This window comes from Amycolatopsis sp. NBC_01307, assembly GCF_035975215.1.
Lineage (GTDB): Bacteria > Actinomycetota > Actinomycetes > Mycobacteriales > Pseudonocardiaceae > Amycolatopsis.
In genome coordinates, this window is the sequence record NZ_CP108403.1 from 5,397,699 (window position 1) to 5,423,933 (window position 26,235).

The following is a 26,235-nucleotide window of genomic DNA, read 5'->3' on the forward strand; positions in this document are numbered from 1 at the left end:
GCCCGGTCCCGCACCCGGCGCGTGCCGGGTGCGGGACGGGGTCGCTCAGCCCCAGGCCAGGGGCAGCTGCAGCGGCCCGCGCGTCGACAGACCCAGCTTCCAGCCGATGCCGGCCTCGCCCTCGGCCAGCCGCAGCTCCGGCAGCCGCCGCAGCAGCGTGTCCAGCGCGACCTGCAGTTCCATCCGGGCCAGCGGCGCACCCAGGCAGTGGTGGGCGCCGTGGCCGAAGCCGATGTGCGTCGCCTCCCCGCGCAGCAGGTCCAGCACCTCCGGGTCCGAGTACACCGAGCCGTCGCGGTTGGCCGAGGCCAGCGCGGGCAGCACCGGTTCCCCCGCCCGGACCGTCACGCCGCCCAGTTCGACGTCTTCCGTCGCGTAGCGCGCGATGCCCGCGCCGGTGCCGAGCGGGACGAACCGCATCAGCTCCTCCACCGCCTTGGGCACCAGGCCCAGGTCCGCGCGCAGCAGCGCCAGCTGGCCCGGGTGCGTGAGCAGCGCGTACACGAAGTTCGGGATCTGGGACGCGGTCGTCTCGTGGCCGGCCACCAGCAGTGTCTGCGCCAGCGACAGCAGCTCCTCCTCCGAGAGCCGGTCGTCTTCGTCGCGGGCCACGACCAGCGCGCCGAGCAGGTCGTCGTGCGGCGTCTCCCGGCGCTGCGCGATCAGGCCGGCCATGTATTCGTTCATCTTCGTCATCGCGTCGAGGACTTCGTCCGGCGTGAACTTCGTCGTCGAGAGGAACGCGTCCGACCAGACGCGGAAGTCGCCGCGGTCTTCGAACGGGACGCCCAGCAGCTCGCAGATCACCGTCACCGGGAACGGCAGCGCGAAGGCCTCGACCAGATCGGTGGGCGGGCCCTGGGCGAGCATCGTGTCGACGAGCCCGTCGGCGATCTCCTGCGCCCGCGTCCGCAGCGCGTCGATCCGGCGCATGGTGAACGCCTTCATCACCAGGCGCCGCAGCCGGCTGTGGTCCGGCGGGTCGAGGCTGAGGATGTTGCCCGGCGGCGGCAGGTGCGGACGCAGCCGCGGCTCGTCGCGCCCGGTCGCCGCCGCGCGGCTGAAGCGCGGGTCGCCCAGCACCACCTTGACGTCCTCGTAGCGCGTCGCCAGCCAGGCCGGTTCGCCGTAGGGCATGGTGACGCGGCTCAGCGGCTCTTCGGTGCGCAGCTGCTCGAACAGCGGCTCGATGTCCAGCTTTTCCGGCTCGCTGAAGGGATAGGCCCTCGTCATGACGACTCCTCGGCGGTGTTGACGGCACGGTGCCGGTACGGGACGAACACAGCGGCGACGACCGCGAGGACGCAGATCGCGCCGGACACGGTGAACGCGGTGGTGTACGCGCCGACCGTGGGCAGGGGGAGGCCCGGCAGCAGGGTCGCGGCCAGGATCGCCGACGCCACCGCCGTGCCGATGGAGCCGCCGATCGAGCGCAGCGTCTGGTTGACGCTGTTGGCGACGCTCGTCTGCGCGGGGGTGACGCCGCTGTTGAGCAACGTCGGGATCGCGCCGAACGCCAGCCCCAGCCCGAGGCCGAGCAGGCCGGTCGCGACGTAGAAGTGCCAGTGCTCGGTGTGGAAGGCGAGCAGGAAGGCGAACGTCGCGGTCGCGACGACCGTGCCGATCACCATCGGCCACTTCGGGCCGACGCGGCGGATCAGCACCGACACCGCGCCGGCGGCGAGCAGCGTGCCCGCGGTCATCGGCAGCAGCGTCAGGCCCGCGCCGAGCGCGTCGGACCCGAAGCCGTACCCGAACCGCCCCGGCGTCTGGACGAACTGGATCACCAGGATGAACGCGCCGTACATGCCGGCGCCGGTGAGGAACGTGGCGATGTTGGTGCCCAGCACGACCGGCGTGCGCATCATCGCGATGTCGACCAGCGGTTCGCGCACGCGCCGCTCGACGACCACCCACGCGACCAGCAGCACGACGGCGCCGGCGAACAGGCCGAGGACGGTGGCCGAGCCCCAGCCCCACGCCGGCCCGCGGTTGATGCCGAGCACCAGGCAGACCAGGCCGCCGGCGAGCGTCAGCAGGCCGAAGACGTCGACGTAGAACTTGCCGGCCGTTTCCGGCAGCCGGATCAGCGCGGCGGTGCCGAGCAGGCCGAGCGCGGTGACCGCCGCCGAGATCCAGAACATGCCCTGCGCCGACACGCCCGCCTGCACCAGCAGCCCGGACACGAGCAGGCCCGCGCCCGCGCCGATGCCGGTGAGTGCGCTCAGCAGCGCGATGCTCGAAGGGACGCGCTCCGGCGGGAAGATCGACCGGACGATCCCGATGGCGAGCGGCATCGCCGCGAAGCCCATGCCCTGCAACGCGCGACCGGCCAGCACGACGCCCATCGACGTCGAGACGGCCACCAGCACCGAGCCGAGGGTGGTCAGCGCGAGTGTCGCCATGAGGACGCGCTTGCGGCCCAGCTTGTCGCCGAGCGAACCGAGCAGCGGCGTGAACACCGCCGCGGACAGCATGTTGACGGTCACGACCCAGGAGACGTCGGCCATCGAGACGTTCAGCGATTGCGCGAGGCCGGACAGGATCGGCATGACCATGCTCTGCATGACGACGATCGCGAACGTCGACAGCGCCAGCACCAGCAGCACCGCCGTCGGATGCGACTCCGCGCGCCGGGCGCGGTGCGCGGGTGCCGGGGCGGTGAGGGTGTCGGACACGAGGGACCTCCATGCGATGACTTTGTAGTCAACTGACGACTTACACGGTAACCAGGTGCCGGAAGCCAAGTCAACGAGTGACTACTTAACCCCGCGGTGATCACGCTCACAGCGCGTTTGCGCTGGTCTACACTGCGAAAACCCCGACGAACGGAGATCGGCGATGGACACCGCGGCACCCCGCGCACGCCGCCGCGACGCGGCCGCCACCCGGGAAGCACTGCTGACCGCCGCTCGGACACTGCTGAGCGAGCACGGCGTCGAGGGCACCAGCACCCGGGACGTCGCGGCACGGGCCGGGGTGAACCAGGCGCTGGTCTACCGCTACTTCGGCTCGAAGGAAAAGCTGTTCGCCGAGGCCGCGGGCCACGGCTGGGACACGGCCGACACCGTGACGGCGGACGCCCCGCTGAAGGATCTCCCCCGCGCCCTGCTGGAGCGCGCCCTGAACGTCGGCGCCCAGCATCCCGGCGACCTCTCGGGCCTGGTGACGGCGGCGAACGACGACATGATCCGGGCCGTGGTGCGTGAGCGGATCGAGCGCGCGTTCGGCGAGCAACTGGCCCCGCGCCTGAGCGGCCCGGACCGCGAGCTGCGCGCGGAACTGCTGGCCGCGGTGATCACCGGGATCGCCGTGCTGCGCGGCAAAGTGGGCACGAAGGCCCTGACCGCGGCCGACCGCGAGGCGCTCGGCGCGTACGTCGACCGCATGGCCGCCCCCCTGCTCGACCTCGACTGAACCTCTCCGCTGGTCGCTTCCCGCAGAACTTTTCGTCGTAGATATTGTCAACAATTTCATCGACGATTAGGGTGCGAGTCATGCTCATCGACTGCCACGGGCACTACACCACCGCGCCGCCGGCTCTGGCCGCCTGGCGCGAGCGGCAGGTCGCCGCCCTGGCCGGCGGGCCCGCGCCGGACCGCGCCGACCTGCGGATCAGCGACGACGAACTGCGGGCGACGATCGAGCCGAACCAGCTGCGGCTGATGGACGAACGCGGCATCGACCTGACGATCTTCTCGCCCCGCGCGTCCTTCATGGCCCACCACGTCGGGGACTTCGCGACGTCGTCGGCGTGGGCCGCGATCTGCAACGAGCTCTGCTACCGCGTCAGCACGCTCTACCCCGGGCGGTTCGCGCCGGCCGCGATGCTCCCGCAGTCCCCCGGCGCCGACCCGGCCACCTGCGTCCCGGAGCTGACGCGGTGCGTCGAGGAGTACGGCGCCGTCGCGCTGAACCTCAACCCCGATCCCTCCGGCGGCCACTGGACGGCGCCGCCGCTCACCGACCGCTCGTGGTACCCCGTCTACGAAAAGATGGTGGAGTACGACGTCCCGGCGATGGTCCACGTCAGCACGAGCGTGAACCCGGCCTTCCACACCACCGGCGCGCACTACCTGAACGCCGACACGACGGCGTTCATGCAGCTGCTCCAGGGTGACCTGTTCGCGGACTTCCCCACGCTGCGGCTGGTCATCCCGCACGGCGGCGGCGCGGTGCCCTACCACTGGGGCCGGTTCCGCGGCCTGGCGCTGGCCCTGGGCAAGCCGCCGCTCGAAGAACACCTGCTGGGCAACGTCTTCTTCGACACCTGCGTCTACCACCAGCCCGGTTCGGACCTGCTGTTCGACGTCATCCCGGCGAAGAACATCCTGTTCGCCTCGGAGATGATCGGCGCCGTCCGCGACGTCGACCCGTCAACCGGCCACCACTTCGACGACACCCGGCGCTACGTCGAGGCCGCGAAACTGTCCGAAAAGGACTTGGCCGCGATCCGGGAGCACAACGCCCGTGCCGTCTACCCCCGCCTCGACGCCCTGCTGACGCGCCAAGGCCGGTGAGGAAGCCCCATGACCGAACCGAAAACCCCCGGCTGGCTCGACTGGTACGCCCACCCGTCGAAGCCGGAGTTCCGGCTGCCGCCCGGCACCGTCGACGCGCACTGCCACGTCTTCGGCCCGCAGGCCGAGTTCCCCTTCGCGCCGGAACGCAAGTACACCCCGTGCGACGGCGGCAAGGACGACCTCTTCGCCCTGCGCGACCACCTCGGCGTCTCACGCAACGTCATCGTCCAGGCCACCTGCCACGGCGCGGACAACTCCGCCATGGTCGACGCCGTCCGCGCGGCGGGCGGCCGGGCGCGCGGGATCGCGACCGTCCGGCCGGACGTCGGCGACCGCGAGCTGGGCGAACTGGACGCCGCGGGGGTGCGCGGCGTGCGCTTCAACTTCGTGAAACGCCTGGTCGACGCCGCCCCGCACGAGGCACTGGCCACCATCGCGAAGAAGATCGCCCCGCTCGGCTGGCACGTCGTCCTCTACTTCGAGAGCGTCGACCTGCCCGAGCTGGCAGGGTTTTTCGGCTCGCTGCCCACCCCGCTCGTCGTGGACCACCTGGGCCGCCCGGACGTCACACAGCCGGTCGGCGGGCGGGAGTTCGGCCGCTTCCTGCGGTTCGTCGAGCGCAACGACGTCTGGGTGAAGGTCAGCTGCCCCGAGCGCCTGACCGTCACCGGGCCGCCCGCCCTCGGCGGCGAGCGGCACGCCTACCGCGACGTCGTCCCGTTCGGCCGGCGCGTCGTGGCGGAGTTCCCCGACCGCGTGCTGTGGGGCAGCGACTGGCCGCACCCCAACCTCCTGGGCCACATGCCGGACGACGGCCTGCTGGTCGACTACGTGCCGCAAGTGGCGGTCACGGCTGAGCAGCAGCGGAAGCTGCTCGTGGCCAACCCGGCGCACCTGTACTGGCCCGGCAATGACTGACGCCTGAGCGACAGGAACTCCCATGCAGCAAGCCAACTCCCTGAACCGGCTGAACCGCCTGCCGATCTCCCGGTTCCACAAGATCACCCTGCTGGCCGTCTCGTTCGCCTACTTCTTCGAGTTCGCGGACATCAACAGCTTCGCCACCACCGCGCCCAAACTGATCAAGCTGTGGGGCGTGACGGTCGACCAGGTCGCCTACGTCACCTCGTTGTCGTTCGTCGGGATGTTCTTCGGCGCGGTCATCGCGAGTGGCCTCGCCGACCGGTGGGGCCGCAAACGCGCGTTGCTGTGGACGACCTTGTGGTTCGGCGTCTTCTCCTTCGCCGCCGTCTTCTCGTGGGACGTCGTTTCCCTCGGTGTGTTCCGCGTCCTGACCTCGGCCGGGCTTTCGGCGATGACCGTCGTGGCCGTCATCTACGTCAACGAGCTGTACCCGGCCGCCAGCCGCGGCAAGTACCAGGCCTACGCGATCGTGATCGGCATCTGCGGCACCCCGGTCACCAACCTGATCGCCAGCGCGGTGGTGCCGATCAACGACTGGTCGTGGCGGCTGGTCTACCTGTGGGGCGCGCTCGGCGTGCTGCTCGTCTTCTTCACCCGGCGCCTCAAGGAGTCACCGCGCTGGCACGAGAGCCGCGGCGACCACGCCGAGGCGGACCGGATCCTGCGGGAGATCGAAGAGCAGGTCGCGGCGGAGCAGGGGCCGTTGCCCGAGCCCGAGCCGCCCGTCGAAGAAGCTCCGGTGACGAAGGCGCCACTGCGCTTGCTGCTGCAGAAGAAGTACCTGTACCCCACCTTGCTGCTGACCGTCGTGTGGGTGACGCAGACGATCGGCTTCTTCGGCTACTCGAGCTGGGCGCCCACGCTGCTGGCCCAGGAGGGCTTCAGCGTCGAGAAGTCGGTCTTCTACGTGGCCCTGACGACCGTCGGCGCGCCGCTCGGGTCGTACCTGGCCGCCCTGGTCACCGACCGGTTCGAACGCAAGTGGTGCCTGGTCGCCTTCGGCACGGTCATCGCGCTGTGCGGCCTGCTCTACGGGCTGACGTTCAACCCGGTCCTGATCGTGGTCTTCGGGTTCCTGGTGAACCTGTTCGAACGCGGCTACACCGCCCTCGGCTACGCCTACTCCCCCGAGCTGTTCGACACGCGGAGCCGGTCGCTGGGCACCGGTGTCTCCTACGGGCTCGGGCGGCTGTCGAACGCGGCGGGTCCCCTGATCGTGGCCGCGCTCTACACCGGCAGCGGCTATCGGAGCGTGTTCTTCTTCATCGCCGGGACCTGGCTGGTCGGCGCGGTGGTCCTGGCCGTGTTCGGCCCGCGGACCCGCCCGTCCGCCGTCACCCGGGCGGAACCCGATGTGCCGATTCGCGGGTAACCGCCGCCGGCCCGGGTAACCCTCCTCGGTAGAGGACGTCGCGCCCCCGGGTGCGCGCCCTCGGGAGGAGTCACATCGTGCCTGTGAACTGGACCACGGCGGACCAGCCAGGCTGGCAGACCCTGGACGTGGCCGGCACCGACCCGTCAGGTCTCGCCGATGCCCGGATGTGGGCCGAGTCGCGGATGACCGCGCTCGGGGACCTGCATCGGCTGGACGCGCTGTTGATCGTCGGAGAACTGCTGGACAACGCCTACTTGCACGCGGGCGGGCCGGTCGAACTGCGGCTGCGCTGCACCTGCGGGCCGTGCGAGGTGACCGTCGCCGTCGCCGACGTCGGCACCGGGGAACCGCGGTTGCGGGTCCCCGGCCGGGACGGCGGGCGCGGCCTGCGGGTCGTCGACCAGCTGTGCCTCGCGTGGGGCGTCAGCCACCACGACGACGGCAAGCTCGTGTGGGGCCGCCTGCGCTGCGCGGAGACGGAAGAGCCCTGCCCGCGGGCGAGCTAGTGCGAAGCGGCGAGCGGGGCCGAGCTAGCCGGTCGTGAGGTCCGGCAGCAGCGTCAGCCAGGCCAGGGCCTCGGAAAGGTCGGCGTGCAGCGGCAGGACGCGCTCCAGCCCGAGCACGCTCAGGGGGCGCAGCACCGCGCGGCTGCGGGTGACGACGGCGAAGGGCACGCCGGCCGCGTGGGCGTCGGCGGCGGAGTTGAGCAGGACGGTCAGCGCCCGGGCGGCACAGAACGTCACGGCCGAGGCGTCGACGACCAGGGCGCGCGGCCGGAAGGCGAGCTCCCGCTCGATGAGGCCGGCGAGGTGATCGGTGACGCTGATGTCGAGCTCGCCGGTGGCCGAGAGCACGGCGGCGTCGGCGGTGGTGAGCACGTCGAAACTCGCGATGGCCGCGTGACCTGCGGGGTCTCTGGGCCGGGGCAGCGGAATCATGGTCATAGGCGAAGCCTCCTGGGGGAACCGTGAGGCCAAACCGCTCGTGCACCAGTCCAGTCCCACACCGGCCCCTGACGGGGTCGTGGGTCTCGGGGTGCGACGGCTGCCGGTTGAACCGCTGCCGGCCGACCGTACCGCACTCCCGGGCCCGCGGCGGTGTCACCCGTTCGGCGCAACAGCTCACAGCGGCGTGTCGCCGGACGCCCGGTCCTACGCGCCGGGTTGGGCTGTTCACTCTCCGTTCACCGCAGCGTCATCAGCGGAAAGCCGCCGCGCTCTCCCCGGCGTCGGCGATTCCGGACCACGACGGCCCGGTGGTCCACAAAGGACCGATGTGCGCTCGCTCGAGTTCGACGTACCGAAACGACGGCATCCGGCCGTCCCCGTCGTTTCCCCGAGACAAAGAGCGAATTATATCGACACTTGATTAGCTCATTCGATCGACAACGTACGCGTCGGTATGTCGACTGCTACGCTCCACAGTGGATCGGGCATTTATCGTGCGTTCGGTCACAGTCGCACTACGGACACCAACGTTCAAGGAGCAGCCCCATGGCCCAGAAGGTCCTCGTCGAAATGCTGGACGACATCGACGGCAGCCCGGCCAGCCACACCGTTCCGTTCGGCCTCGACGGCGTCAGCTACGAGATCGACCTTTCCGACGAGAACGCCGCCGCGCTGCGCGAGGAGCTCTCCCGGTTCATCGCGGCGGGCCGCAAGACCGGTGGCCGCAAGGTGCGCGTCGCGACCGGCCAGTCGACGGCGGCGAGCTCGGCCGACCGCGAGCGCTCGCGCGCGATCCGCGCCTGGGCCAACGAGAACGGCTACGACGTCTCCGAGCGGGGCCGCCTGTCCTCGGAGATCGTCAACGCCTACGACGAGGCGCAGCTGCAGGCCGCCGCCCCGGCGCCGGCGCGCAAGCGGGCGCCGCGCAAGAAGGTCGCCGCCGCGAAGAAGTAGTGCCGTGCCGGCCGATCTCTGGGGAGCGATCACGAAGGCCGATCCACCGGCGGCGAGGACACTGCTCACTCGCCGCCGGTGGATATCCTTCCGGCCGGCCGCCTGATTCCGGCTCGGTCGTTTCCGGGCTCGGCTGTTTCAGGAAACGCCAACCGGACAGCCGTTGTCATTTCCCAGCTCACCGCGGGTGAATGCCGGTGGATTTCAGCCGCGGGCCGCCGCGCCGGGCGCGGCCATTCCGCGCCACAGCAGATCCGCCAGGGCCGCCGCGTCCCGCCGCCACTGGCCGTTCGGGTCGAGGTGCAGCAGCCCGCCGAGCCCCCGCAGCACCGTCACCGGATCCAGGTCCGCGCGGACCACGCCCGCCTCGGTGGTCGCCGCCAGCAGCGTCGAGACCGCGCCGACCATCGCTTCGTACGCGCTCGCCGGCAGTTCGCCGCGTGACGCCGTCGCCGCGCGCAGGGCGTCCGCCAGCCCGCGTTTCGTCATCATGTAGTGCGCCAGGTGGTCCGTCGCCCAGACGCGGAACGCCTCCGCCGGCGCGTACTTCTCCAGCAGCACCGGGACGACGTCGACCAGGTGGCGCACCTCTCGTTCGTAGACCGCCAGGATCAGCGCCTCCGGCGTCGGGAAGTGCCGGTACACCGTGCCGACGCCGACTTCGGCGTGCTTCGCGATCGCGTTGAACGAGACCTCGCCCGTCGCGGCGAGCGACTCGCCGGCCGCGACGAGGATGCGCTCGTGGTTGCGCCGGGTGTCGGCGCGCCGGGGGCTGACGGAACCCGTAGAGCCTGCCGCGCCGCTCGTCATCGTCCCTCCCGGTGGTGGATCCGTTCGCCGGTAATCTAGTGCAGCGCCGCCCCGGCCTGGAGCAACTCCAGCTTTCGGGTTCGTTGCGAGCCGGATTGTAATCCGCTAACCTCGCGAAAAGGTGAAGCGGATGAGTATCCGGTACACCACGCTCCCACCACGCCGCCAGCTCCCCACCCGGACGATCCGCGGAAAGAGACCAGTGGACATCTCACTCGAAGTCAATGGCAGTACCGAGCACCTGGACGTCGATCCCGGCGTGACCCTGCTCGACGCGCTGCGCGAGCGCCTCGACGTCACCGGCCCGAAGAAGGGCTGCGACCGGGGCCAGTGCGGCGCCTGCACCGTGCACGTCGGCGGCCGGCCCGTGCTCTCGTGCCTCACCCTCGCCGCCACCGTGCAGCAGCCGGTGACCACCGTCGAAGGACTGTCCACAGGGGACGACCTGCACCCGGTGCAGCGGGCCTTCGTGGACCAGGACGCGCTGCAGTGCGGGTTCTGCACCTCCGGCCAGATCATGTCGGCGGTCGCGGCCGTCGAGCAGGACGTCACCGACGTGCGCGAGTTCATGTCCGGCAACCTCTGCCGGTGCGCGGCCTACCCGAACATCGTCGCGGCGGTCCAGCAGGCGAGGCGGGTCGATGCGTCCCTTTGAGCTGACCGCGCCGACCACCCTCGACGACGCCCTCGCCACGCCCGGCACCTTCCTCGCCGGCGGCACGACGCTCGTCGACCTGATGAAGCTGAACGTCCTCACCCCGCGCCACGTCCTCGACATCAACAACGTCCCGTTGCGCGGCATCGACACCACCGATGGGCTGCGCTTCGGCGCGCTCGAGCGGATGAGCGACATCGCCGCGCACCCCGGGGTGTACCCGGCGATCTCCCGCGCGCTGCTGCTGAGCGCGTCGCAGCAGCTACGGAACATGGCCAGCATCGGCGGGAACCTGCTGCAGCGCACGCGCTGCTCGTACTTCCGCGACGTCGCCACGCCGTGCAACAAGCGCGTGCCCGGCAGCGGCTGCCCGGCACTCGAAGGCGCCAACCGGATGCACGCGATCCTCGGCAGCAGCGACTCCTGCGCGGCGACGCACGCGAGTGACGTCGCCGTCGCCCTGGTCGCGCTCGACGCCGAGCTGCGGCTGGCCGGCCCGGACGGCACCCGCACGGTGAAGCTGGCCGAGTTCTACCGGCTGCCGGGCGACACGCCCGAGGTGGAGAACGACCTGCACACCGGCGAGCTGATCACCGAGGTCGTCGTCCCCGAGCTGGCCTGGGCGGCGAACTCCACCTACGTCAAGGTGCGCGACCGGCAGTCCTACGAGTTCGCGCTGTGTTCCGCCGCCGTCGCGCTGGACGTCCGGGACGGCGTCATCGCCGACGCCCGGATCGCCGCGGGCGGCGTCGGCACGGTGCCGTGGCGGCTGCCCGCCGTCGAGGACGCCCTGCGCGGCAAGCCCGCCACGCAGGCGACCTTCGAGGCCGCCGTGTCCGGCGCGGCCGAGGGGGCCCGGCCGCTGTCCGAAAACGCTTTCAAGGTGCCGCTGCTGAAGCGGACCCTGATCCGCGCCCTGCTCGAGCTGACCGAGGGGACCGCCCGATGACCGCCGCCCGTCTCGACGCGCCGGTGAAGGTCACCGGCCGGGCCAAGTACGGCGCCGACCACAACGTGCCCGGCATGGTCTACGGCTACGTCGTGCTCAGCACGGTCGCCCACGCCGAGCTCGAAGCCATGGACGTCACGGCGGCGAAGAGCGCGCCCGGCGTGCTCGGCGTGTACTCCCCGTTCGACCCGCTGGAGCTGCGCACCCCGGTCTCGCCGCTGTTCGGCGAGACGTGGGTGCCCATGCAGGACAAGGAAGTCGCCTACTACGGCCAGGCGATCGGCTTCGTCGTGGCGGAGACCTTCGAGCAGGCCCGCGACGCGGCGATGCTCGTCGAGGTCACCTACCGCGCCAAGCCGGCGCTGACGTCGCTGGAAGACGGCCTCGCCGCGGCGGAGGACGCCCCGCCGGGCCGGGACGGCACCCCGTCGACGTTCGAGGTCCTCGAAGACGGCGTCGAATCCTTCGACGACGCGCTGGCGGGGAGCCCGGTGATCGTCGAAGCGACCTACCACACGGCGACCCAGAACCACGCCGCGATGGAGCCGCACTCGGCCGTCGCGGTCTGGGACGACGGCGAGCTGACCGTCTACAGCGGAAACCAGGGCGCGCACCTGCAGGCCCAGGAACTGGCGAGCGCGCTGCAGCTGGACGTCGCGGCCGTGCACGCGCTGAACCCGTACGTCGGCGGCGCGTTCGGCGGCAAGGGCCGCACCTCGGCGCCGGCGTTCCTCGCCGCCGCCGCGGCCCGGGCGCTCGACCGGCCGGTGAAGGCCGCGCTCACCCGCGAGCAGGTGTTCACCGCGACCGCGGGCCGCGCGGCGACGGTCCAGAAGATGACGCTCGGCGCCGAACGCGACGGCACGCTCGTCGCCCTGCGCCACGACTCCTGGTGCAGCACCGACATCCACCGCGCGTTCGTCGAGCCGACGTCGCACGGCACGTCCCGCGAGTGGTACGCCACCCGCAACCTGCACATCAGCCAGAAGGTGGTGCCGCTGAACATCCCGCCGACGACGTTCATGCGGGCCCCCGGCGAGGCACCCGGGTCGTTCGCGCTGGAGAGCGCGATCGACGAGCTGGCCGTCGCGCTGGACATGGACCCGATCGAGCTGCGCATGCGCAACAACTCGACCGCGCCGCCCGGGCACGACCTGCAGTGGTCGAGCAAGCACCTCGACGAGTGCTTCCAGATCGGCGCGCAGCGGTTCGGCTGGGAGCACCGCAAGCCGCACGGGCACACCGACGGCGACTGGGAGGTCGGCCTCGGCACGGCCACCGCGATGTTCCCGGCCCTGCGCTTCCCGACGACCGTCGGGATCACCCTGCAGGCCGACGACACCGCCGTCGTCGCGACGAGCGGCGCGGACCCCGGCACCGGCCTGCTGACCGTGCTTTCCCTGGTGGGCGGCGAATCGCTGGACATCGCGCCGGAGAAGATCGTGCCCAAGCTCGGTGACTCGTCGCTGCCGCCGGGTGGGCTCTCCGGCGGCTCGACCGCGACGGCGAGCGTCGGCACGGCCATCATGATCGCCGCGACCAAGGCCATCGACGAGCTGGTGGCGCTGGCGGCCGACCCGGGCGCACCGTTCGCGGGCGCCGAAGTCACCTACGCCGACGGCCGCGTGCTGGCCGACGGGAAGTCGATGACGTTCGGCGAGCTGCTGCGCGCCGTCGGCCGCACTTCCCTCGAGGTGACGGGTTCGTCGGCTCCCGGCGAGGAGCTGACGAAGCACTCCTTCAGCTCCTTCGGCGCGCAGTTCTGCGAGGTCCGCGTGCACAAGTGGACGCGCGAGGTGCGGGTGTCGCGGATGCTCGGCGTCTTCGACACGGGCCGGATCATCAACGCGCGGGCGGCCCGCAGCCAGCTCATGGGCGGGATGATCTGGGGCGTGTCGGCCGCGCTGCACGAGGGCCTGGAGGTCGAGGCGAACGGCCGGCTCGCCAACGGCGACTTCGCGAGCTACCTGCTCCCGGTGAACGCGGACATCCCGGAGGTCGACGTCCACTTCGTCGAGTACCCGGACACGCTGCACAACGCCGTGGGCGCCAAGGGGCTCGGCGAGATCGGCACGGTCGGGATGGCCGCCGCCGTCGCCAACGCCGTGTACAACGCCACCGGCGTCCGGGTCCGCCACATCCCGATCACCATCGAGGACCTGCTGGCGGAGGCCCAGTCGAAGTAACGACCCCGGCGGCCGCTCCCCGATGACACGCTCGACGTCGTCCGGGAGCGGCCGTCGTCGTTTCCGCGGTGCGGCGGCGAGTGTGTCCACAAAGGACACATCGCGGCCGGGCGCCGGTCCGGCGACCTCGCGTGGTGTCACCGAGCGGTGCCGGAAAGTCACGTCCATCTGCTGAGTTGCGCACCAGGACTCACCTCTCCGGGGCAGCCGGCCCCGCCGTTACCCTTCCGCGACGATCACGGGCCGATTCGCCCATGACGCGGCCCCTCCACAGTCCTAGGCTGACGGGCGACACCGAGGAGTCCCCCGAGAATGCTGATCGACGACCTGGCCGCCGCCCTGCCGGCCGACCGCCTGGTCCGCGACCCGGACGTGCTGCGCAGCTTCGCCCACGACGAGGCCGAATGGGCGCCCTGCGCGCTGCCCGTCGTCGTGGTCCGGCCGCACACCGCCGAAGAGGTCCAGACCGTGGTGCGCCAGTGCATCCGGCACGGCGCGCCGCTGGTCACCCGCGGCGCCGGCACCGGGCTGTCCGGCGGCGCGAACGCCGTCGAAGGCTGCGTGGTGCTGGTGACCGACCGGCTGCGCGCCATCAAGGAGATCGACGAGCAGGAACGGCTCGCGGTCGTCGAGCCCGGCGTGGTCAACGACGACCTGCGCGCCGCCTGCGCCGAGCGCGGGCTCTGGTACCCGCCGGACCCGGCGAGCTCGCCGTGGTCGACGATCGGCGGCAACGTGGCGACCAACGCCGGCGGCGTCTGCTGCGTCAAGTACGGCGTCACCCGCGACTACGTCCTGGCGATGCAGGTCGTGACCGGCACCGGCGAGCTCGTCCGGCTCGGCCGCCGCACCGCGAAGGGCGTGGCGGGCTACGACCTGACCGGGCTGATGGTCGGCTCCGAAGGCACCTTGGGCGTCATCACCGAAGTCACCGTGCGGCTGCGCCCGGCGCGGGCCGCCGAGCGCACGGTGGCCGGCTACTTCGACACGACGGTCGCGGCCGGGGAAGCCGCCGCGGCGGTCGCGGCCCGCGGCGTGCTGCCCTCGGCGCTCGAACTCGTCGACCGGCACTGCCTCGCCGCGGTCGACGCGTGGAAGAACATGGGCCTGAGCACCGACGCGAACGTCGTGCTGCTCGGGCGCACCGACGCACCCGGCGCGCAGGGCGAGCACGAAGCCGCCGTGCTGCTCGAATGCTTCGAACAGGCCGGCGCGACGTGGGCCGCCCAGTCGACCGACCAGGCCGAGGCGGACGCGCTGTTCGACGCCCGGCGCCTGGCCTACCCGGCGCTGGAACGGCTCGGGCCGGTGCTCACCGAGGACGTCTGCGTGCCGACGCGGGCCGTGCCCGAGATGCTCGCGCGGATCGACCGGGCCGCGCTGCGCCACGACGTCGTGATCGCCAACATCGCGCACATCGGCGACGGCAACCTGCACCCGCTGCTGGTGACCCCGCCCGGCGACGAGACCGCGCGCAAGAACGCCCAGGCCGCGTTCGACGACATCATCGCCGACGCGCTCGACCTCGGCGGCACGGTCACCGGGGAGCACGGCGTCGGCCTGCTCAAGCAATCCGGCCTGACGCGCGAGCTCGGCCCGGCGGTGCTCGAGCTGCACCGCGCGGTCAAACGGGCGCTGGACCCGCACCAGATCCTCAACCCCGGCAAGGTTTTCCACGAAGGGACCCCCGCATGACCGAGCCCGTCGTCCCCACCACGTCCGGCGCGGTCCGCGGGGAGCTCACCGCCGCCGGCGTCGCCCGGTTCCGCGGCGTGCCGTACGCCGCCGCGCCCGAGGGCGAGCTGCGGTTCGCCGAGGCCGTGCCGGCACCGCCGTGGGAGGACGTCCGCGACGCGCGCAGACCGGGGCCGACCGCCCCGCAGCGCCACCGCGACTTCCCGGGCCTCGACCTCAGCCCGGTCGTCGGCCCCGGCTGGCGGCCGGGGCCGGAGTACCTGACGGTCGACGTCTGGACGCCGGACCCCGGCGCGGCCGGGCTGCCGGTGCTCGTGTTCGTGCACGGCGGCGCGTTCATCGGCGGCACCGGCTCGGCCTCGGTCTACGACGGCACGGCGTTCGCGCGGGCCGGGGCGGTCCTGGTGACCGTGCAGTACCGGCTCGGCGTCGACGGGTTCCTGCCGCTGGACGGCGGGGTGACGAACCTGGGCCTGCGCGATCAGCTGGCGGCGCTGCGGTGGGTGCGGGAGAACATCGCGGCGTTCGGCGGCGACCCCGACAACGTCACCCTGGCCGGCGAGTCCGCCGGCGCGGTGAGCGTCGCGTGCCTGCTCGCCTCGCCGCTCGCGACCGAGCTGTTCCGCCGGGCCATCGTCCAAAGTGGACATCCCGACATGGTGCGCGGCGTCGTCGAGGCGCGGCGGCTCGCCCGCGTCGTCGCCGACGAGCTGCGCGTCGAGGCGACCGCCGAGGCGTTCCGCAAGGTGTCGACCGAGCAGCTGCTCGACGCCCAGGACGCGGTGCTGCGCCCGGGCGGCGCTCCCGACCTGCGCGACGCCCTGGGTTACGACCGCGGTTACGGGATCAGCCCGTTCCTGCCGATGGTCGGCGACGACGTGCTGCCGCAGCACCCGGGCAAGGCGATCAAGGCGGGCGCGGGGGCCGGCGTCGACCTGATCGTCGGCAGCTGCCGCGAGGAGATGCGGCTCTACCTGGTGCCGACCGGCGTGCTCGAAGCCGTCACCGACGACCAGGCCGTCGCGTCGCTGGCCGTGTCGCACCCCGACCCGGCCGGCGTCCTGCAGCGCTACGGCCTCGGCGGCGACCGCGTGGCGGGCGAGGTGCTCGTCGACGCGCTGACCGACCTGGTCTTCCGCGACTCGGTGCGGGACCTGGCCGAGAACCACGCCGGGCGCACCTACCGCTACGAGTTCGAGTGGCGCTCCCCGCTGATGGACGGCCGGCTGGGCGCGTGCCACGGGCTGGAGCTGCCGTTCGTCTTCGACGCGCTCGACGTGCTGTCCGGGCCGCGCGGCCTCCTCGGCGAGCACGCGCCCCGGCAGCTGGCCCACGACCTGAACGGCGCCTGGTACCGCTTCGCCACCACCGGCTCGCCGGGCTGGCTGGCCTACACCGGCGAGGACACCACATTCCACGCGGGGGCCACCTACTGATCACGTCCCGGCCGCCCGCTCGTACGGCGGGCTTTGGTCCACCAGGGCAGACTTGTCAGCCGGACGGTTGACTGTGCCCTGGCCGCGCTGTCAGGCTCAGGCCGCCCGGACGGCCGGATGAATGGGGACATCGATGCCCGAGGCGGGCTTTGGCGCGCCGCCGCGCGCGTACGTCCGCACGCTGCTGCGCAACGGCACGCCCGTGGAGACGGCGGACCCGGACGCCGACGGGGCCGACCTCGCCGCGGTCGGCGCCGCGACGCTCGCGCGGGCCTCGCGCTACTGGGTCGTCGTGCCGCTGGCCTACCGGATCGCGACGTTCATCAAGGTGTTCATCGGGTACACCGCCGCCAACGGCTCCCTCGGGCTGGGCCCGGTGCTCTCGGCCACGGTGTTCGCCGTCGTCGTCAACACCGCCGCCGTGGTGTGGGTGCTGCGGGCCGGCGGCCTGCGGGGCCGCGTCACCGGCCGCGCCCTCGCGCTGGACCTGGCGATCGGCGTGGCGCTCAACTTCGCCGTCGCGGTGAGCGCCCCGGCCGCGGTGCAGCCGTTCGCCGTCGACGTCACCTGGACGTGGCTGGTCGGCGCGGTCGCGATGTGGGCGGGCACCTCCGGCATCCCGACGGCGCTCTGGCTGTTCGCCGCGGCCCTCCCGCTCCGCTCGGCGCTCACCCTGGCCGGCGGCCTCCCGCTGGACGACCCGCTCGTGCTGACCCGGTCGGTCGGCTGCATGATCGCGCTCGCGGTCGCCATCGTGCTCGGCGCGGGCATCCTCATCCTGCTCGGCGTCGGCACCCGGTTCGCACTCGACATCGGACTGCGCCGCGGCCGCGAGGCCGAGCGCCACCGGACCCGGCGCATCATGCACGACAGCGTCCTGCAGACCCTCGAAGCGCTGGCGATCTCGGCCCCCGGGGACGACGCGCAGGCCGTCGCCCGGCTCAAGGAGCTGCGCTCGGTCGCCAAGGCCGAGGCGGCCGAGCTGCGCCGGAAGATCACCGAGCCCGTCCAGTCCGGTTCGTCGCGCGGCTTCGCCGTCGAGCTCGCCGACGTCGCGACCGAGATGGCCCGCGACGGCCTGCGCACCCAGCTCGTCGCCGCGGACTTCGCCGACGACGACCAGCTCTCGCAGGACCGCCGGACCGCGATGTGCGAGGCGGTCCGGGAAGCGTTGCGCAACACCGTGAAGCACTCCGGGACCAAGCAGGTCGTGCTGCGCGTGGAGGAACGCGACGGCGGGATCGCGGTGGTCGCGCGGGACCAGGGCCAGGGCTTCGACGTCCAGGACCGCCCGCCCGGCTTCGGCATCACCCAGTCCATCATGGCGCGGCTGGCCGAGGTCGGCGGCCGCGGCACGGTCGACTCGCAGCCGGGCCGCGGCACCCGCGTCACCCTGTGGGTGCCCAGCTAGGCGTCCCGCGACAACGGCCTTGCGCTGCCGGGCAAGACCGCGGGCCGCCGCGCGGCGCACGATGCCGGGGCATCGGTGCCGCAGCGGAGGAGACGTCCATGGCCGGATCGGAAGCGGGCGCCCTGCGCCGGGACGCCCTCGGCACGCCGGGGGTGGTGTTCCTCGTGCTGGCCGCGGTCGCCCCGCTCACCGGCATCATCGTCGTGGCCTCGCTCGGGATCGCCCTCGGCGACGGCGGCGGCATGCCCGGCGCGTTCCTGCTCGCCGCGGTGATCCTGGTGCTCTTCGGCGTCGGCTACGCCCAGATGAGCAAGGTCGTCGTCGGCGCGGGCGGGTTCTACGGCTACGTCACGCGCGGGCTGGGCCGCCCGCTCGGCCTGGTCGCGGCGCTCGTCGCGCTCCTGGGCTACAACTGCTTCGTGGCCGGCGCGGTCGGCACGAGCGGGTTCTTCACGGCCAACGTCGTCGAGCAGGTCTTCGGGTGGCACACGCCGTGGCCGCTGTGGAGCCTCGTGTCGGCCGTCGCGGTGTTCGCGCTCGGGCGGCGCGGGGTCGACGTCAGCGCGAAGGTGCTCGGGGTGTCGCTGGTGCTCGAGGTGTCGATCCTGCTCGTGCTCGACGTCGCGATCGCCGTCCGGACCGGCCTGGACGTCCACGCCTTCCACCCCGGCGTGGTGTTCTCCGGCTCGGCCGGGATCGCCTTCCTGTTCGCCTTCAACGCTTTCGTCGGGTTCGAGGCGACCGGCCTGTTCAGCGAGGAGGCCCGCGACCCGCACCGGACGATCTCCCGCGCGACCTACACCGCGATCGTGCTGATCGGCGTCTTCGCCGCGGTCACGACGTGGGCGGTCGTCAGCGCGACCGGCGTCGAGCAGGCCGGGGCGGCCGCGCGGGACCACCTCTCGGCGGGTGACCTCGTGTTCTCCATCAGCGGCACCTACCTGGGCCCCGTCCTCACCGACGTGATGATGCTGCTGCTGGTCGTCAGCCTGTTCGCCGCGCTGCTGGCGCTGCACAACTCCGCGACGCGGTACCTGTTCGCGCTCGGCCGCGCCCGCGTGCTGCCCGCCGTCCTCGGCCGGACGAACCCCGGGAACGGCGCGCCGTACGTGGCCAGCGGCACGCAGATCCTCGTCGCCACGGCGATCGCGGCGGCCTACGCCCTGGCCGGGCTGGACCCGCTGGCCGACCTCACCGCCAGCATGACCGGCATCGGCACACTGGGCATCATCACGCTGCAGGCCATGGCCGGGATCGCCGTGGTCGCGTTCTTCCGCCGCCGGCGCGACCCCCGCCTCTGGCGCACGGCGGTGGCGCCCGCGCTCGGCGGCCTCGGCCTGATCGCCGTGACGACCCTGGCGATCCTCAACTTCCCCACCCTCGCCGGCTCCGACGCGCCGGCGATCGCCCTGCTGCCGTGGCTGCTGGCGGTGGCCCTGGTCGCCGGGCTGGCCCTGGCGGCCTGGCTGCGACGCCGGCGGCCGGACGTCTACGCGGGCCTGGCCGACCTCGACGGCTGACCCGGCGGGCGTTGGCCAGATCCCGGCGCTATCTGGCATTCCAGCCACTCCCGGTGTCGCGGCCGGGCCGATAACTTCGGCTCGTCCCCGCACGACTGAGGAGTTCCGTGTCGAAGTTCCTGCTTTCGGTGCACGTCCTGGCGGCGATCCTGGCCGTCGGCCCGGTCGCCGTCGCGGCCAGCATGTTCCCCGCGGCCGTGCGCCGCGTCGCCGCCGGTGGCGATCTCACCACGGTGACCGTGCTGCACCGGATCTGCCGCGTCTACGCCTACGTCGCCGTCGCCGTGCCGGTGTTCGGCTTCGGCGTCGCGGGCACCATGCACGTCATGGGCGACCCGTGGCTGATCGTGTCCATCGGGCTGACCGCGGTCGCGGCCGCCGTGCTGGCGTTCGTGGTGCTGCCCGGCCAGCGGCGTCAGCTGGCCGCGCCCACGCCGGGCACCGTGAGCCGGCTGGGCATGACGACCGGGGTGTTCAACCTGCTCTGGGCCGCGGTCACCGTGCTGATGATCGTCCGGCCCGGCTCGTCGACCGGCGCCTGACTCAGGCCGGCACCCGCACCGCGACGAAGTCCGGCCGGTGCCGCAGCACGAATCCGAGCGACTGGTAGAGCCGGATCGCCGAGGTGTTGCGCGCGGCCGCGTGCATCATCGGCGTCTCGCCGCGCGCGCGGATGCCGAACGCGACCGCGTGCACGAGCCGCGTCCCCAGGCCCTGCCCGCGGAACGCCGGGTCGGTGCAGACGGCGCTGATCTCGGTGTAGCCGGGCGGGTGCAGCCGCTCCCCGGCCATCGCCACGAGCGCGCCCTCACGCCGGATCCCGAGGTAGGTGCCGAGCTCGACGGTCCGCTTCCGGAACGGCCCCGGCTGCGTCCGCGCGACGAGGTCGAGCATCTCCGGCACGTCCGCGGGCCCCAGCCGCACGGCTTCCGGGTCTTCGGCGGCCGTGACCCCCTCGTCGACGAGCTGCACCCCCGGCAGCGCCTCGATCACCTCCCACCCGGCAGGCGGCCGGGCGAAGGTGGAGGCGACGACCACGGTCGCCCCGGGCCCGCCCAGCGTCGCGACGTCGCGCCAGTCCTGCTCCCCGGGGTCGTCGGGCAGCCCCAGGAAGGGCGCGACGTCTTCCGGGTACCGCAGCACGCGCCCCTGCCGCTCGGCGAAGCGGGCGTGCGGCCCGGCCAGCGACGTCCAGGTCGGGTTGTCCAGCGGAGAAGACATGCGCTACCTCGGGGTTCCGGCTCGGGTGATCACCCGCCAGGATGCGTCGAAAGCCCCGCCGCGCGCCGCCGCTCCCACATCGTGAGCGCGCGCTCAGCCGACCGTGGTCAGCTCGTCGTCCGAGAGCACCTGGCCGCCGTCCGACACCACGAGCCTGCCGCCGCCGACCTGGTAGCTGTACTGGCCGTTCACCGCGACGAAGCCGTCGCCCGATGGCTGGGCCGGCAGCGTGATGTGGGTGTCGTCCGACGCCCCCTGCCCGCGGGCCTGGCCGTCGTAGAAGATCCGGCCGTCGGGGGTCTTGCAGACCGTGACGACGGACTTGACCGTCTCCCCCACGAGCAGCGCCGTGCCCGCGCCGCCGGGCAGGTAGCGGGCGGCGTCACCCGGGCACGGCTTCCCGGCCGGGGTGGACGACGTCGACGGCGGGGCCGACGCCGAGGACAGCGCGGGCGGAGCGGGCGGGGTGACGCCGTTCGCGGTCGTGACGACCGTCTTGGTCGTCGGCACCGCGGGTGTCGTGTACTGCGGGAACGGCCCGGACGCGGCAGGCGAGGACTTCGGGCGCCCGGCGAACAGCAGGACGCCGGTCACCGCGACGGCGGCGACCACCATCAGGGTGAGCAGCACCCACAGCGCCCGCGCGCGGGCCCGGCCGGGGGCCAGGCTCGCGCAGGTGCCGCACCGCTGCGCGGCGGCGTCGTTGACCGCGCCGCACTGCGCGCACGTCCAGGGGGAACCCGCCATCGGGCCTCCTTCGGCCCCGGCGCGGTCTCGGGCACGCCGGTCCTCCATCGTCACCGACGACGGCGCCGGCTGCAACGCCCCGGATCGGGCTAGTGCCCGATGTTCACCATCCACGGGATGCCGAACTTGTCGATGCAGCAACCGAATTCGTCGGCCCACGCCTGCTTTTCGAACGGAACCGTCACGGTGCCGCCCGCGCTCAGCTTGTCCCAGTAGGTCCGCAGGTCGTCGGCGTCGTCCCCGCTGAGGCTGACGGTGATGTTCGTGCCCGGCTGGTATTCCATCCCTTCGGGGGTGTCGGACGCCATCAGCGTGTAGCCGCCGTCGGTGTCCAGCTGCGCGTGCATGACCTTCTCGGCCTCCGGCCCGTCAGGGGCGCCGAATGACCCGAACGTGTGCACGGTGAGCTTGCCCCCGAACACCGTCTCGTAGAACTCCATGGCCTGGCGGGCGTTGTCCTCGAAGCTCAGGTACGGGTTCAGACGGGAAGCCATGGCGCTCTCCTTCGGTCGGCCGGAGCAGCATCCTCGCAGAAGCCCGTGACCACGCCAAACGCGAAATTTTCAGACGACGAAGCGGCGGTGCGCGTGCGGTTCCAACGGGAGCGAGCCGTGCAGCGCGGCCCGGGCGCGCAGCTCCAGCGCGCGGTCCAGGGTGCCCGTCCCGGGCGCCGCCGCGGCGTGGAAAGTGCCGCGCCCGAACAGGTACACCAGCTGCAGCCGGCCGTCCCGGCGGCCGTCCGGGTCGGCGAACTCGACGCTCGCGAAGCGCAGCGCGCCGCCGTAGCCGGCCCGCGCCAGCCGGTCGGCGACGTCCACCAGGTCACCGGTCAGCACGCGCAGGTCGCGGTTGCGGCGCCAGCAGCGGACCGTCGAGCGGCCGTAGAGGTCCTGGGTCACCAGCGGGTGCACCGGCAGCTTGGCCGACGTCGCGGCGAGCAGCTCGGCCTCGGTGCGGTCCAGCGCGTCGCCGTCCACCTTGAAGCTCAGCGTGCCGCCGCCGGTCGGGATCAGGCCGAGCGCGCCGCGCACCCGCGGAGCGGCCGCGGCGAGGCTGTAGAGGGACTGCAGGTTCGGGCGGGAAGTCCAGCAGCGGACGAGTTTGCTGTCCAGCAGGGTCACGGGCGGGGTGTCCATTCTCCGGTCGAGATGACGCCGGGCCGGGCACGCTGGCAGTGTCCACAGTGGACGTCAGGTGCGGGGTCGCGGGGTCGGAAAGGACAGCATGCTCCCCGCCCCGGCGATTCCGGTCCGGAACCGGCCGATCACGCGGCGAACGGCGCCGGGGTGCCGCCGAACGGTCGACGTCACAGTGGTTCAGCCGATCAGCGGTACCCCTTTCACGGGGTCGTGATGACGACCTTCCCGAAGTTCCCCCGGCCCGCGAAGTGCCGGAACGCTGCGTCGGCGTCCCCGAACGGGTGAACGCTGTCGATGACCGGTCCGATCGGGCGGACGGCGAGCCGCCGCACGAGGTCCTCGGTGTCCTCACGGCTGCCGACCCAGGTCTTCCGGACGGTCGCGCCGCTGCGGAACAGGTCCATGAAGCCGATCGGCGCCCCGCCCGCGCCGACGAACCCGACGAGCGCGATCTCGGCGTGGTGCGTCCCGGCCGCGACGAGCGACTGCGCGAACGTGCCGGGCCCGCCCACCTCGACGATCCGGTCCGCGCCCCGGCCGCCGGTCGCGTCGAGCACGGCCTGACCCCACTCGGGTGTCCCGGTGTAGTCGATCACCGTGTCCGCCCCGAGTTCGGTCAGCTTGGCCGCCTTCGCCGCGCTCGACGTCGTCGCGATCACGCGCGCGCCGTGCGCCTTCGCCAGCTGCAGGGCGAACAGCGAGACACCGCCGGTGCCGAGGGTGAGCACGACGTCTTCCGGCCCCAGCGGCGTGCCGCCGTGGAGCGCCGTCCAGGCCGTGACGGCGGCGCACGGCAGCGTCGCACCCTGCTCGTGGGTGAGCGACTCCGGCAGCGCGACGAGCGCGTTTTCGGAGACGGCGCGGTACTCCGCGAGCCAGCCATCCTGGGCGTTCCCGTACCCCCGCAGGGTTTCCGCGGCCGGGAGGCGGCCGCCGATCCAGTTCGCGTGGAAGGTGTTGATCACCCGGTCGCCGACCGCGAAGCGCGTGACACCCTCGCCGACCGCGGCGATCTCGCCGGCGGCGTCGGACACCGGGATCAGGTTCCCGGGCCCGGTGGTGAAGTGGTCGCCGTTCAGGATGAGCAGGTCGCGGTAGTTCAGCGACGTCGCCCGGACCCGGACCAGCACCTCACCGCGCTGCGGCTCGGGCACGGGCTCCTCCAGCTGGACCAGGCTTCCGGCCGGACCGGGACGGTAGACGAGCACGCGAGCACTCCTTCATGTTAACCAATCAGCTAACATCGACCATGGCACACGATCCCGCGAACCCGCAACCACGAGGGATACTCGGTCCATGGCCAGCCGCACCGCGACCCCGCTCGAGCACCCGGCGCTCGAGGACGTCTCGTTCGGCGTCGCGCTCGAGGCCCTGCGCGACCCGCACCGGCTGACTATGATCGCCATGCTCGCCCGCGCACCCGGCCAGTCGTGCGGCGCGATCATGCCGCCGGTCAGCAAGCCCGCGGCGTCGCGGCACTTCAAGATCCTCCGCGCGGCCGGCCTGCTGAAGCAGTGGGACAGCGGCACGCAACGGCTGAACGCGCTGCGGCGCGAGGAGTTCGACGCGCGGTTCCCCGGCCTGCTCGACCTGGCCCTCGCCGAGGCCGCCCGCCTCCCCCGTTGATCCGGACCTTCCCCCCGCTTTCTCGCCAACCAGACATTTAGCATTGCTAATAGTTCTGAGTCAGAGCTACTTTGGGCGCATGACCGAACTCGCCGAACGGCTCCTGGGCACCGTCCAGGGCATCCGCCGGGTGGTGCGCCGCCGGGTCCGGGCCGACGTCCCCGGCTTTCCCCTGCCCGGCGCGCAGGTCGAGGTCCTGCGCGTGGTCGCCGACCACCCCGGCGTCGGCGTCGCGGCGGCCGCGCGCGAGCTGCACCTGGCGGCCAACTCGGTCAGCACCCTGGTCAACCAGCTCGTCGAAGCCGGGCTGCTGCACCGCGAACCCGACCCCCTCGACCGGCGCGCGACCCGGCTGGAGCTCACCGCCGCGGCCACCGACCGGATGGCCGCCTGGCGCCGCGCCCGGACCGGCCTGGTCGCCGACGCCCTCACCGGACTGTCCGAAGAGGACAAAGCGGTGATCGAACAAGCCTTGCCGGCACTGGAAAAGCTCATGGGCATCCTTAAGGAGCGGCCGTGACCGAACCCGCGGTGCGGTGCACCGACCTCACCCACTCCTTCGGCGCGACCCGCGCGGTGGACGGCGTCGCCCTGGAGATCCACCCCGGCGAGGTGTTCGGCCTGCTCGGCCCGAACGGCGCCGGCAAGACCACCACGCTGCGGATGATCACCACGCTGCTGCCCACCGGGCCCGGCCGGATCACGGTGTGCGGCCTCGACGTCGCCCGCCGGAAGATGGCCGTGCGGCGGCTGATCGGCTACGTCCCGCAGCAGCTGTCCGCCGACGGCGCGCTGACCGGGCGCGAGAACGTCGCCCTGTTCGCCCGGCTCTTCGACGTCCCCCGCGCCCGGCGCGCCGAAGAGGTCGGGCGCGCGCTCGACCTCGTCGGCCTGACCGGCGACGCCGACCGCACGGCCAAGGGCTACTCCGGCGGCATGATCCGCCGCCTCGAACTGGCCCAGGCCCTGGTCAGCTCCCCGCGGTTGCTCATCCTCGACGAGCCGACGATCGGGCTCGACCCGGTCGCCCGCTCGGCGGTGTGGGAGCGGATCGCGCAGATCCGGGCCGAGACCGGGATGACCGTGCTCGTCACCACGCACTACATGGACGAGGCCGAGCAGTACTGCGACCGCGTCGCGCTGATGCACACCGGCAAGATCCGCGCGCTGGGCACCCCCGCCGAGCTCGAGGCCGACCTCGGACCCGAGTCCACTTTGGACGACGTCTTCCGCGCGGTCACCGGCGACCGGCTCGCGAGTGAAGAAGGAGGGATCCGCAGTGTCCGTGCCACTCGCCGCACCGCCCGCCGTCTCGGCTGACCCCGGCCCGCTGCGCCAGCTGCGCATCCTGGCCGCGCGCGTCGGCGCGATGTGCCTGGTGGAGCTGCAGAAGCTGCGCCGCGACCAGACCGAACTGCTCACCCGCGCGATCCAGCCCGCGCTGTGGCTGCTGATCTTCGGCGAGACGTTCACCCGGCTCAAGGCCATCCCGACCGGCTCGACGCCCTACCTCGACTACCTGGCGCCCGGCATCCTCGCGCAGTCGGCGTTGTTCATCTCGATCTTCTACGGCATCCAGATCATCTGGGAACGCGACGCGGGCGTGCTCGCCAAGCTCCTGGTGACGCCGACCCCGCGCGCGGCCCTCGTCGCCGGGAAGGCGTTCGCGGCCGGGGTCCGCGCGCTCGTCCAGGCGTTGATGGTGCTGATCCTCGCCGCGATCCTGGGCGTCGGGCTGACCGTGAACCCGCTGAAGCTGCTCGCGATGGCCGTCGTGCTGGTGCTCGGCTCGGCGTTCTTCTGCTGCCTGTCCATCGTCATCGCCGGGGTCGTGCTGTCCCGCGAACGGCTGATGGGCATCGGGCAGGCGATCACGATGCCGCTGTTCTTCGGGTCGAACGCGCTCTACCCGGTGGACCTGATGCCGGGCTGGCTCAAGGTGCTCAGCCACGTCAACCCGCTGAGCTACCAGGTCGACGCCCTGCGCGGGCTGCTCATCGGCACCCCGGCCCACCTCGGGCTCGACTTCACAGTCCTCGTCGTAGCGACGGTGGCCGCGATTTCGGTCGCTTCGGCCCTGCTCGGCAGGTTGGCCCGGTGAGGCACATGTCTCACCG

27 protein-coding genes are annotated in these 26,235 nt (G+C 72.4%); 18 read left to right on the forward strand and 9 right to left on the reverse strand.

Going from position 1 to position 26,235, the window contains the following annotated elements; all coding sequences use genetic code 11:
- Nucleotides 1–45: 45 nt before the first annotated feature.
- Nucleotides 46–1,233, reverse strand: coding sequence for a cytochrome P450 (locus tag OG439_RS22755; protein ID WP_326951355.1), 1,188 nt, complete (start codon nt 1,231–1,233; stop codon nt 46–48).
- Complete coding sequence (locus OG439_RS22760) at nt 1,230–2,678, reverse strand: MFS transporter (protein ID WP_326951356.1); 1,449 nt, start codon at nt 2,676–2,678, stop codon at nt 1,230–1,232. The genes OG439_RS22755 and OG439_RS22760 overlap by 4 nt, the downstream gene beginning before the upstream one ends.
- A gap of 163 nt (nt 2,679–2,841) precedes the next feature.
- Between OG439_RS22760 and OG439_RS22765 the strand changes: the two genes are divergently transcribed.
- From OG439_RS22765 to OG439_RS22785, 5 genes are all read left to right on the forward strand, one after another.
- Nucleotides 2,842–3,417 carry a TetR/AcrR family transcriptional regulator gene (locus OG439_RS22765; RefSeq protein WP_326951357.1) on the forward strand — a complete coding sequence of 192 codons (576 nt, stop codon included), beginning with the start codon at nt 2,842–2,844 and terminating at the stop codon, nt 3,415–3,417.
- A gap of 80 nt (nt 3,418–3,497) precedes the next feature.
- Nucleotides 3,498–4,520 carry an amidohydrolase family protein gene (locus tag OG439_RS22770; protein WP_326951358.1) on the forward strand — a complete coding sequence of 341 codons (1,023 nt, stop codon included), beginning with the start codon at nt 3,498–3,500 and terminating at the stop codon, nt 4,518–4,520.
- A 9-nt stretch (nt 4,521–4,529) separates the two neighbouring features.
- Complete coding sequence (locus OG439_RS22775; RefSeq protein WP_326951359.1) at nt 4,530–5,441, forward strand: amidohydrolase family protein; 912 nt, start codon at nt 4,530–4,532, stop codon at nt 5,439–5,441.
- 22 nt (nt 5,442–5,463) lie between these two features.
- Nucleotides 5,464–6,819 carry an MFS transporter gene (locus OG439_RS22780; protein WP_326951360.1) on the forward strand — a complete coding sequence of 452 codons (1,356 nt, stop codon included), beginning with the start codon at nt 5,464–5,466 and terminating at the stop codon, nt 6,817–6,819.
- 77 nt (nt 6,820–6,896) lie between these two features.
- On the forward strand, nt 6,897–7,328 hold the full coding sequence (locus OG439_RS22785; RefSeq protein ID WP_247054377.1) for an ATP-binding protein: 432 nt from the start codon (nt 6,897–6,899) through the stop codon (nt 7,326–7,328).
- Nucleotides 7,329–7,352: 24 nt separating this feature from the next.
- On the opposite strand, the gene OG439_RS22790 is transcribed toward OG439_RS22785, so the two are convergent.
- On the reverse strand, nt 7,353–7,766 hold the full coding sequence (locus tag OG439_RS22790) for an STAS domain-containing protein (RefSeq protein ID WP_326951361.1): 414 nt from the start codon (nt 7,764–7,766) through the stop codon (nt 7,353–7,355).
- A 549-nt stretch (nt 7,767–8,315) separates the two neighbouring features.
- On the opposite strand from OG439_RS22790, the gene OG439_RS22795 reads away from it, so the two are divergent.
- On the forward strand, nt 8,316–8,723 hold the full coding sequence (locus OG439_RS22795) for a histone-like nucleoid-structuring protein Lsr2 (RefSeq protein ID WP_247054381.1): 408 nt from the start codon (nt 8,316–8,318) through the stop codon (nt 8,721–8,723).
- A 204-nt stretch (nt 8,724–8,927) separates the two neighbouring features.
- On the opposite strand, the gene OG439_RS22800 is transcribed toward OG439_RS22795, so the two are convergent.
- Nucleotides 8,928–9,533: a TetR/AcrR family transcriptional regulator gene (locus tag OG439_RS22800; protein WP_326951362.1), complete on the reverse strand. Its 606-nt coding sequence runs from the start codon at nt 9,531–9,533 to the stop codon at nt 8,928–8,930.
- 202 nt (nt 9,534–9,735) lie between these two features.
- Here OG439_RS22800 and OG439_RS22805 point away from each other — a divergent pair, with 202 nt between their 5' ends.
- The 8 genes from OG439_RS22805 to OG439_RS22840 all read left to right on the forward strand — a co-directional run bounded on the left by OG439_RS22805 (nt 9,736) and on the right by OG439_RS22840 (nt 19,927).
- Nucleotides 9,736–10,188, forward strand: a complete 453-nt coding sequence (locus OG439_RS22805; protein WP_247064444.1) for a (2Fe-2S)-binding protein — start codon at nt 9,736–9,738, stop codon at nt 10,186–10,188.
- A complete protein-coding gene (locus tag OG439_RS22810; protein ID WP_326951363.1) occupies nt 10,175–11,137 on the forward strand; it encodes an FAD binding domain-containing protein in 963 nt (320 codons plus the stop codon). The genes OG439_RS22805 and OG439_RS22810 overlap by 14 nt, the downstream gene beginning before the upstream one ends.
- Nucleotides 11,134–13,323 (forward strand): xanthine dehydrogenase family protein molybdopterin-binding subunit, encoded by a 2,190-nt coding sequence (locus tag OG439_RS22815; protein ID WP_326951364.1) that lies wholly within the window; start codon nt 11,134–11,136, stop codon nt 13,321–13,323. The genes OG439_RS22810 and OG439_RS22815 overlap by 4 nt, the downstream gene beginning before the upstream one ends.
- Nucleotides 13,324–13,635: 312 nt before the next feature.
- Entirely contained in the window at nt 13,636–15,018 is a 1,383-nt protein-coding gene (locus OG439_RS22820) for an FAD-binding oxidoreductase (RefSeq protein WP_326951365.1), read from the forward strand.
- Nucleotides 15,015–16,454: a carboxylesterase/lipase family protein gene (locus OG439_RS22825; RefSeq protein ID WP_326951366.1), complete on the forward strand. Its 1,440-nt coding sequence runs from the start codon at nt 15,015–15,017 to the stop codon at nt 16,452–16,454. Before OG439_RS22820 ends, OG439_RS22825 begins: the two co-directional genes overlap by 4 nt.
- A gap of 133 nt (nt 16,455–16,587) precedes the next feature.
- Nucleotides 16,588–17,865 carry a sensor histidine kinase gene (locus OG439_RS22830; RefSeq protein WP_326951367.1) on the forward strand — a complete coding sequence of 426 codons (1,278 nt, stop codon included), beginning with the start codon at nt 16,588–16,590 and terminating at the stop codon, nt 17,863–17,865.
- Nucleotides 17,866–17,963: 98 nt separating this feature from the next.
- A complete protein-coding gene (locus OG439_RS22835) occupies nt 17,964–19,385 on the forward strand; it encodes an APC family permease (RefSeq protein ID WP_326951368.1) in 1,422 nt (473 codons plus the stop codon).
- 107 nt (nt 19,386–19,492) lie between these two features.
- Nucleotides 19,493–19,927, forward strand: coding sequence for a hypothetical protein (locus OG439_RS22840; RefSeq protein WP_326951369.1), 435 nt, complete (start codon nt 19,493–19,495; stop codon nt 19,925–19,927).
- Nucleotide 19,928: 1 nt separating this feature from the next.
- On the opposite strand, the gene OG439_RS22845 is transcribed toward OG439_RS22840, so the two are convergent.
- The 5 genes from OG439_RS22845 to OG439_RS22865 form a co-directional block, all read right to left on the reverse strand.
- Nucleotides 19,929–20,606: a GNAT family N-acetyltransferase gene (locus tag OG439_RS22845; RefSeq protein ID WP_326951370.1), complete on the reverse strand. Its 678-nt coding sequence runs from the start codon at nt 20,604–20,606 to the stop codon at nt 19,929–19,931.
- Between the two features lie 93 nt (nt 20,607–20,699).
- Nucleotides 20,700–21,353 (reverse strand): hypothetical protein, encoded by a 654-nt coding sequence (locus OG439_RS22850; RefSeq protein WP_326951371.1) that lies wholly within the window; start codon nt 21,351–21,353, stop codon nt 20,700–20,702.
- Between the two features lie 89 nt (nt 21,354–21,442).
- Nucleotides 21,443–21,847: a VOC family protein gene (locus tag OG439_RS22855; RefSeq protein ID WP_326951372.1), complete on the reverse strand. Its 405-nt coding sequence runs from the start codon at nt 21,845–21,847 to the stop codon at nt 21,443–21,445.
- Nucleotides 21,848–21,916: 69 nt separating this feature from the next.
- On the reverse strand, nt 21,917–22,489 hold the full coding sequence (pspAB, locus tag OG439_RS22860; protein WP_326951373.1) for a PspA-associated protein PspAB: 573 nt from the start codon (nt 22,487–22,489) through the stop codon (nt 21,917–21,919).
- A gap of 203 nt (nt 22,490–22,692) precedes the next feature.
- Nucleotides 22,693–23,700 carry a zinc-dependent alcohol dehydrogenase family protein gene (locus OG439_RS22865; RefSeq protein ID WP_326951374.1) on the reverse strand — a complete coding sequence of 336 codons (1,008 nt, stop codon included), beginning with the start codon at nt 23,698–23,700 and terminating at the stop codon, nt 22,693–22,695.
- Nucleotides 23,701–23,788: 88 nt separating this feature from the next.
- Between OG439_RS22865 and OG439_RS22870 the strand changes: the two genes are divergently transcribed.
- The 4 genes from OG439_RS22870 to OG439_RS22885 all read left to right on the forward strand — a co-directional run bounded on the left by OG439_RS22870 (nt 23,789) and on the right by OG439_RS22885 (nt 26,219).
- The gene (locus OG439_RS22870) at nt 23,789–24,118 is read left to right on the forward strand and encodes an ArsR/SmtB family transcription factor (protein WP_326951375.1); all 330 of its coding nucleotides are present in this window, start codon (nt 23,789–23,791) and stop codon (nt 24,116–24,118) included.
- Between the two features lie 79 nt (nt 24,119–24,197).
- Nucleotides 24,198–24,638, forward strand: coding sequence for a MarR family winged helix-turn-helix transcriptional regulator (locus tag OG439_RS22875; protein WP_326951376.1), 441 nt, complete (start codon nt 24,198–24,200; stop codon nt 24,636–24,638).
- Nucleotides 24,635–25,438, forward strand: coding sequence for an ABC transporter ATP-binding protein (locus OG439_RS22880; protein WP_326951377.1), 804 nt, complete (start codon nt 24,635–24,637; stop codon nt 25,436–25,438). Before OG439_RS22875 ends, OG439_RS22880 begins: the two co-directional genes overlap by 4 nt.
- A complete protein-coding gene (locus tag OG439_RS22885) occupies nt 25,398–26,219 on the forward strand; it encodes an ABC transporter permease (RefSeq protein WP_326951378.1) in 822 nt (273 codons plus the stop codon). The genes OG439_RS22880 and OG439_RS22885 overlap by 41 nt, the downstream gene beginning before the upstream one ends.
- The last annotated feature ends 16 nt before the right edge of the window (nt 26,220–26,235 follow it).

Excerpts from the sequence above, each read along its gene's own strand:
- OG439_RS22755 (WP_326951355.1), bottom strand. The coding sequence starts at position 1,233 with ATGACGAGGGCCTATCCCTTCAGCGAGCCGGAAAAGCTGGACATCGAG.
- OG439_RS22765 (WP_326951357.1), top strand. The coding sequence starts at position 2,842 with ATGGACACCGCGGCACCCCGCGCACGCCGCCGCGACGCGGCCGCCACC.
- OG439_RS22770 (WP_326951358.1), top strand. The coding sequence starts at position 3,498 with ATGCTCATCGACTGCCACGGGCACTACACCACCGCGCCGCCGGCTCTG.
- OG439_RS22775 (WP_326951359.1), top strand. The coding sequence starts at position 4,530 with ATGACCGAACCGAAAACCCCCGGCTGGCTCGACTGGTACGCCCACCCG.
- OG439_RS22780 (WP_326951360.1), top strand. The coding sequence starts at position 5,464 with ATGCAGCAAGCCAACTCCCTGAACCGGCTGAACCGCCTGCCGATCTCC.
- OG439_RS22790 (WP_326951361.1), bottom strand. The coding sequence starts at position 7,766 with ATGACCATGATTCCGCTGCCCCGGCCCAGAGACCCCGCAGGTCACGCG.
- OG439_RS22795 (WP_247054381.1), top strand. The coding sequence starts at position 8,316 with ATGGCCCAGAAGGTCCTCGTCGAAATGCTGGACGACATCGACGGCAGC.
- OG439_RS22800 (WP_326951362.1), bottom strand. The coding sequence starts at position 9,533 with ATGACGAGCGGCGCGGCAGGCTCTACGGGTTCCGTCAGCCCCCGGCGC.
- OG439_RS22810 (WP_326951363.1), top strand. The coding sequence starts at position 10,175 with ATGCGTCCCTTTGAGCTGACCGCGCCGACCACCCTCGACGACGCCCTC.
- OG439_RS22815 (WP_326951364.1), top strand. The coding sequence starts at position 11,134 with ATGACCGCCGCCCGTCTCGACGCGCCGGTGAAGGTCACCGGCCGGGCC.
- OG439_RS22820 (WP_326951365.1), top strand. The coding sequence starts at position 13,636 with ATGCTGATCGACGACCTGGCCGCCGCCCTGCCGGCCGACCGCCTGGTC.
- OG439_RS22825 (WP_326951366.1), top strand. The coding sequence starts at position 15,015 with ATGACCGAGCCCGTCGTCCCCACCACGTCCGGCGCGGTCCGCGGGGAG.
- OG439_RS22830 (WP_326951367.1), top strand. The coding sequence starts at position 16,588 with ATGCCCGAGGCGGGCTTTGGCGCGCCGCCGCGCGCGTACGTCCGCACG.
- OG439_RS22835 (WP_326951368.1), top strand. The coding sequence starts at position 17,964 with ATGGCCGGATCGGAAGCGGGCGCCCTGCGCCGGGACGCCCTCGGCACG.
- OG439_RS22845 (WP_326951370.1), bottom strand. The coding sequence starts at position 20,606 with ATGTCTTCTCCGCTGGACAACCCGACCTGGACGTCGCTGGCCGGGCCG.
- OG439_RS22850 (WP_326951371.1), bottom strand. The coding sequence starts at position 21,353 with ATGGCGGGTTCCCCCTGGACGTGCGCGCAGTGCGGCGCGGTCAACGAC.
- OG439_RS22855 (WP_326951372.1), bottom strand. The coding sequence starts at position 21,847 with ATGGCTTCCCGTCTGAACCCGTACCTGAGCTTCGAGGACAACGCCCGC.
- pspAB (WP_326951373.1), bottom strand. The coding sequence starts at position 22,489 with ATGGACACCCCGCCCGTGACCCTGCTGGACAGCAAACTCGTCCGCTGC.
- OG439_RS22870 (WP_326951375.1), top strand. The coding sequence starts at position 23,789 with ATGGCCAGCCGCACCGCGACCCCGCTCGAGCACCCGGCGCTCGAGGAC.
- OG439_RS22875 (WP_326951376.1), top strand. The coding sequence starts at position 24,198 with ATGACCGAACTCGCCGAACGGCTCCTGGGCACCGTCCAGGGCATCCGC.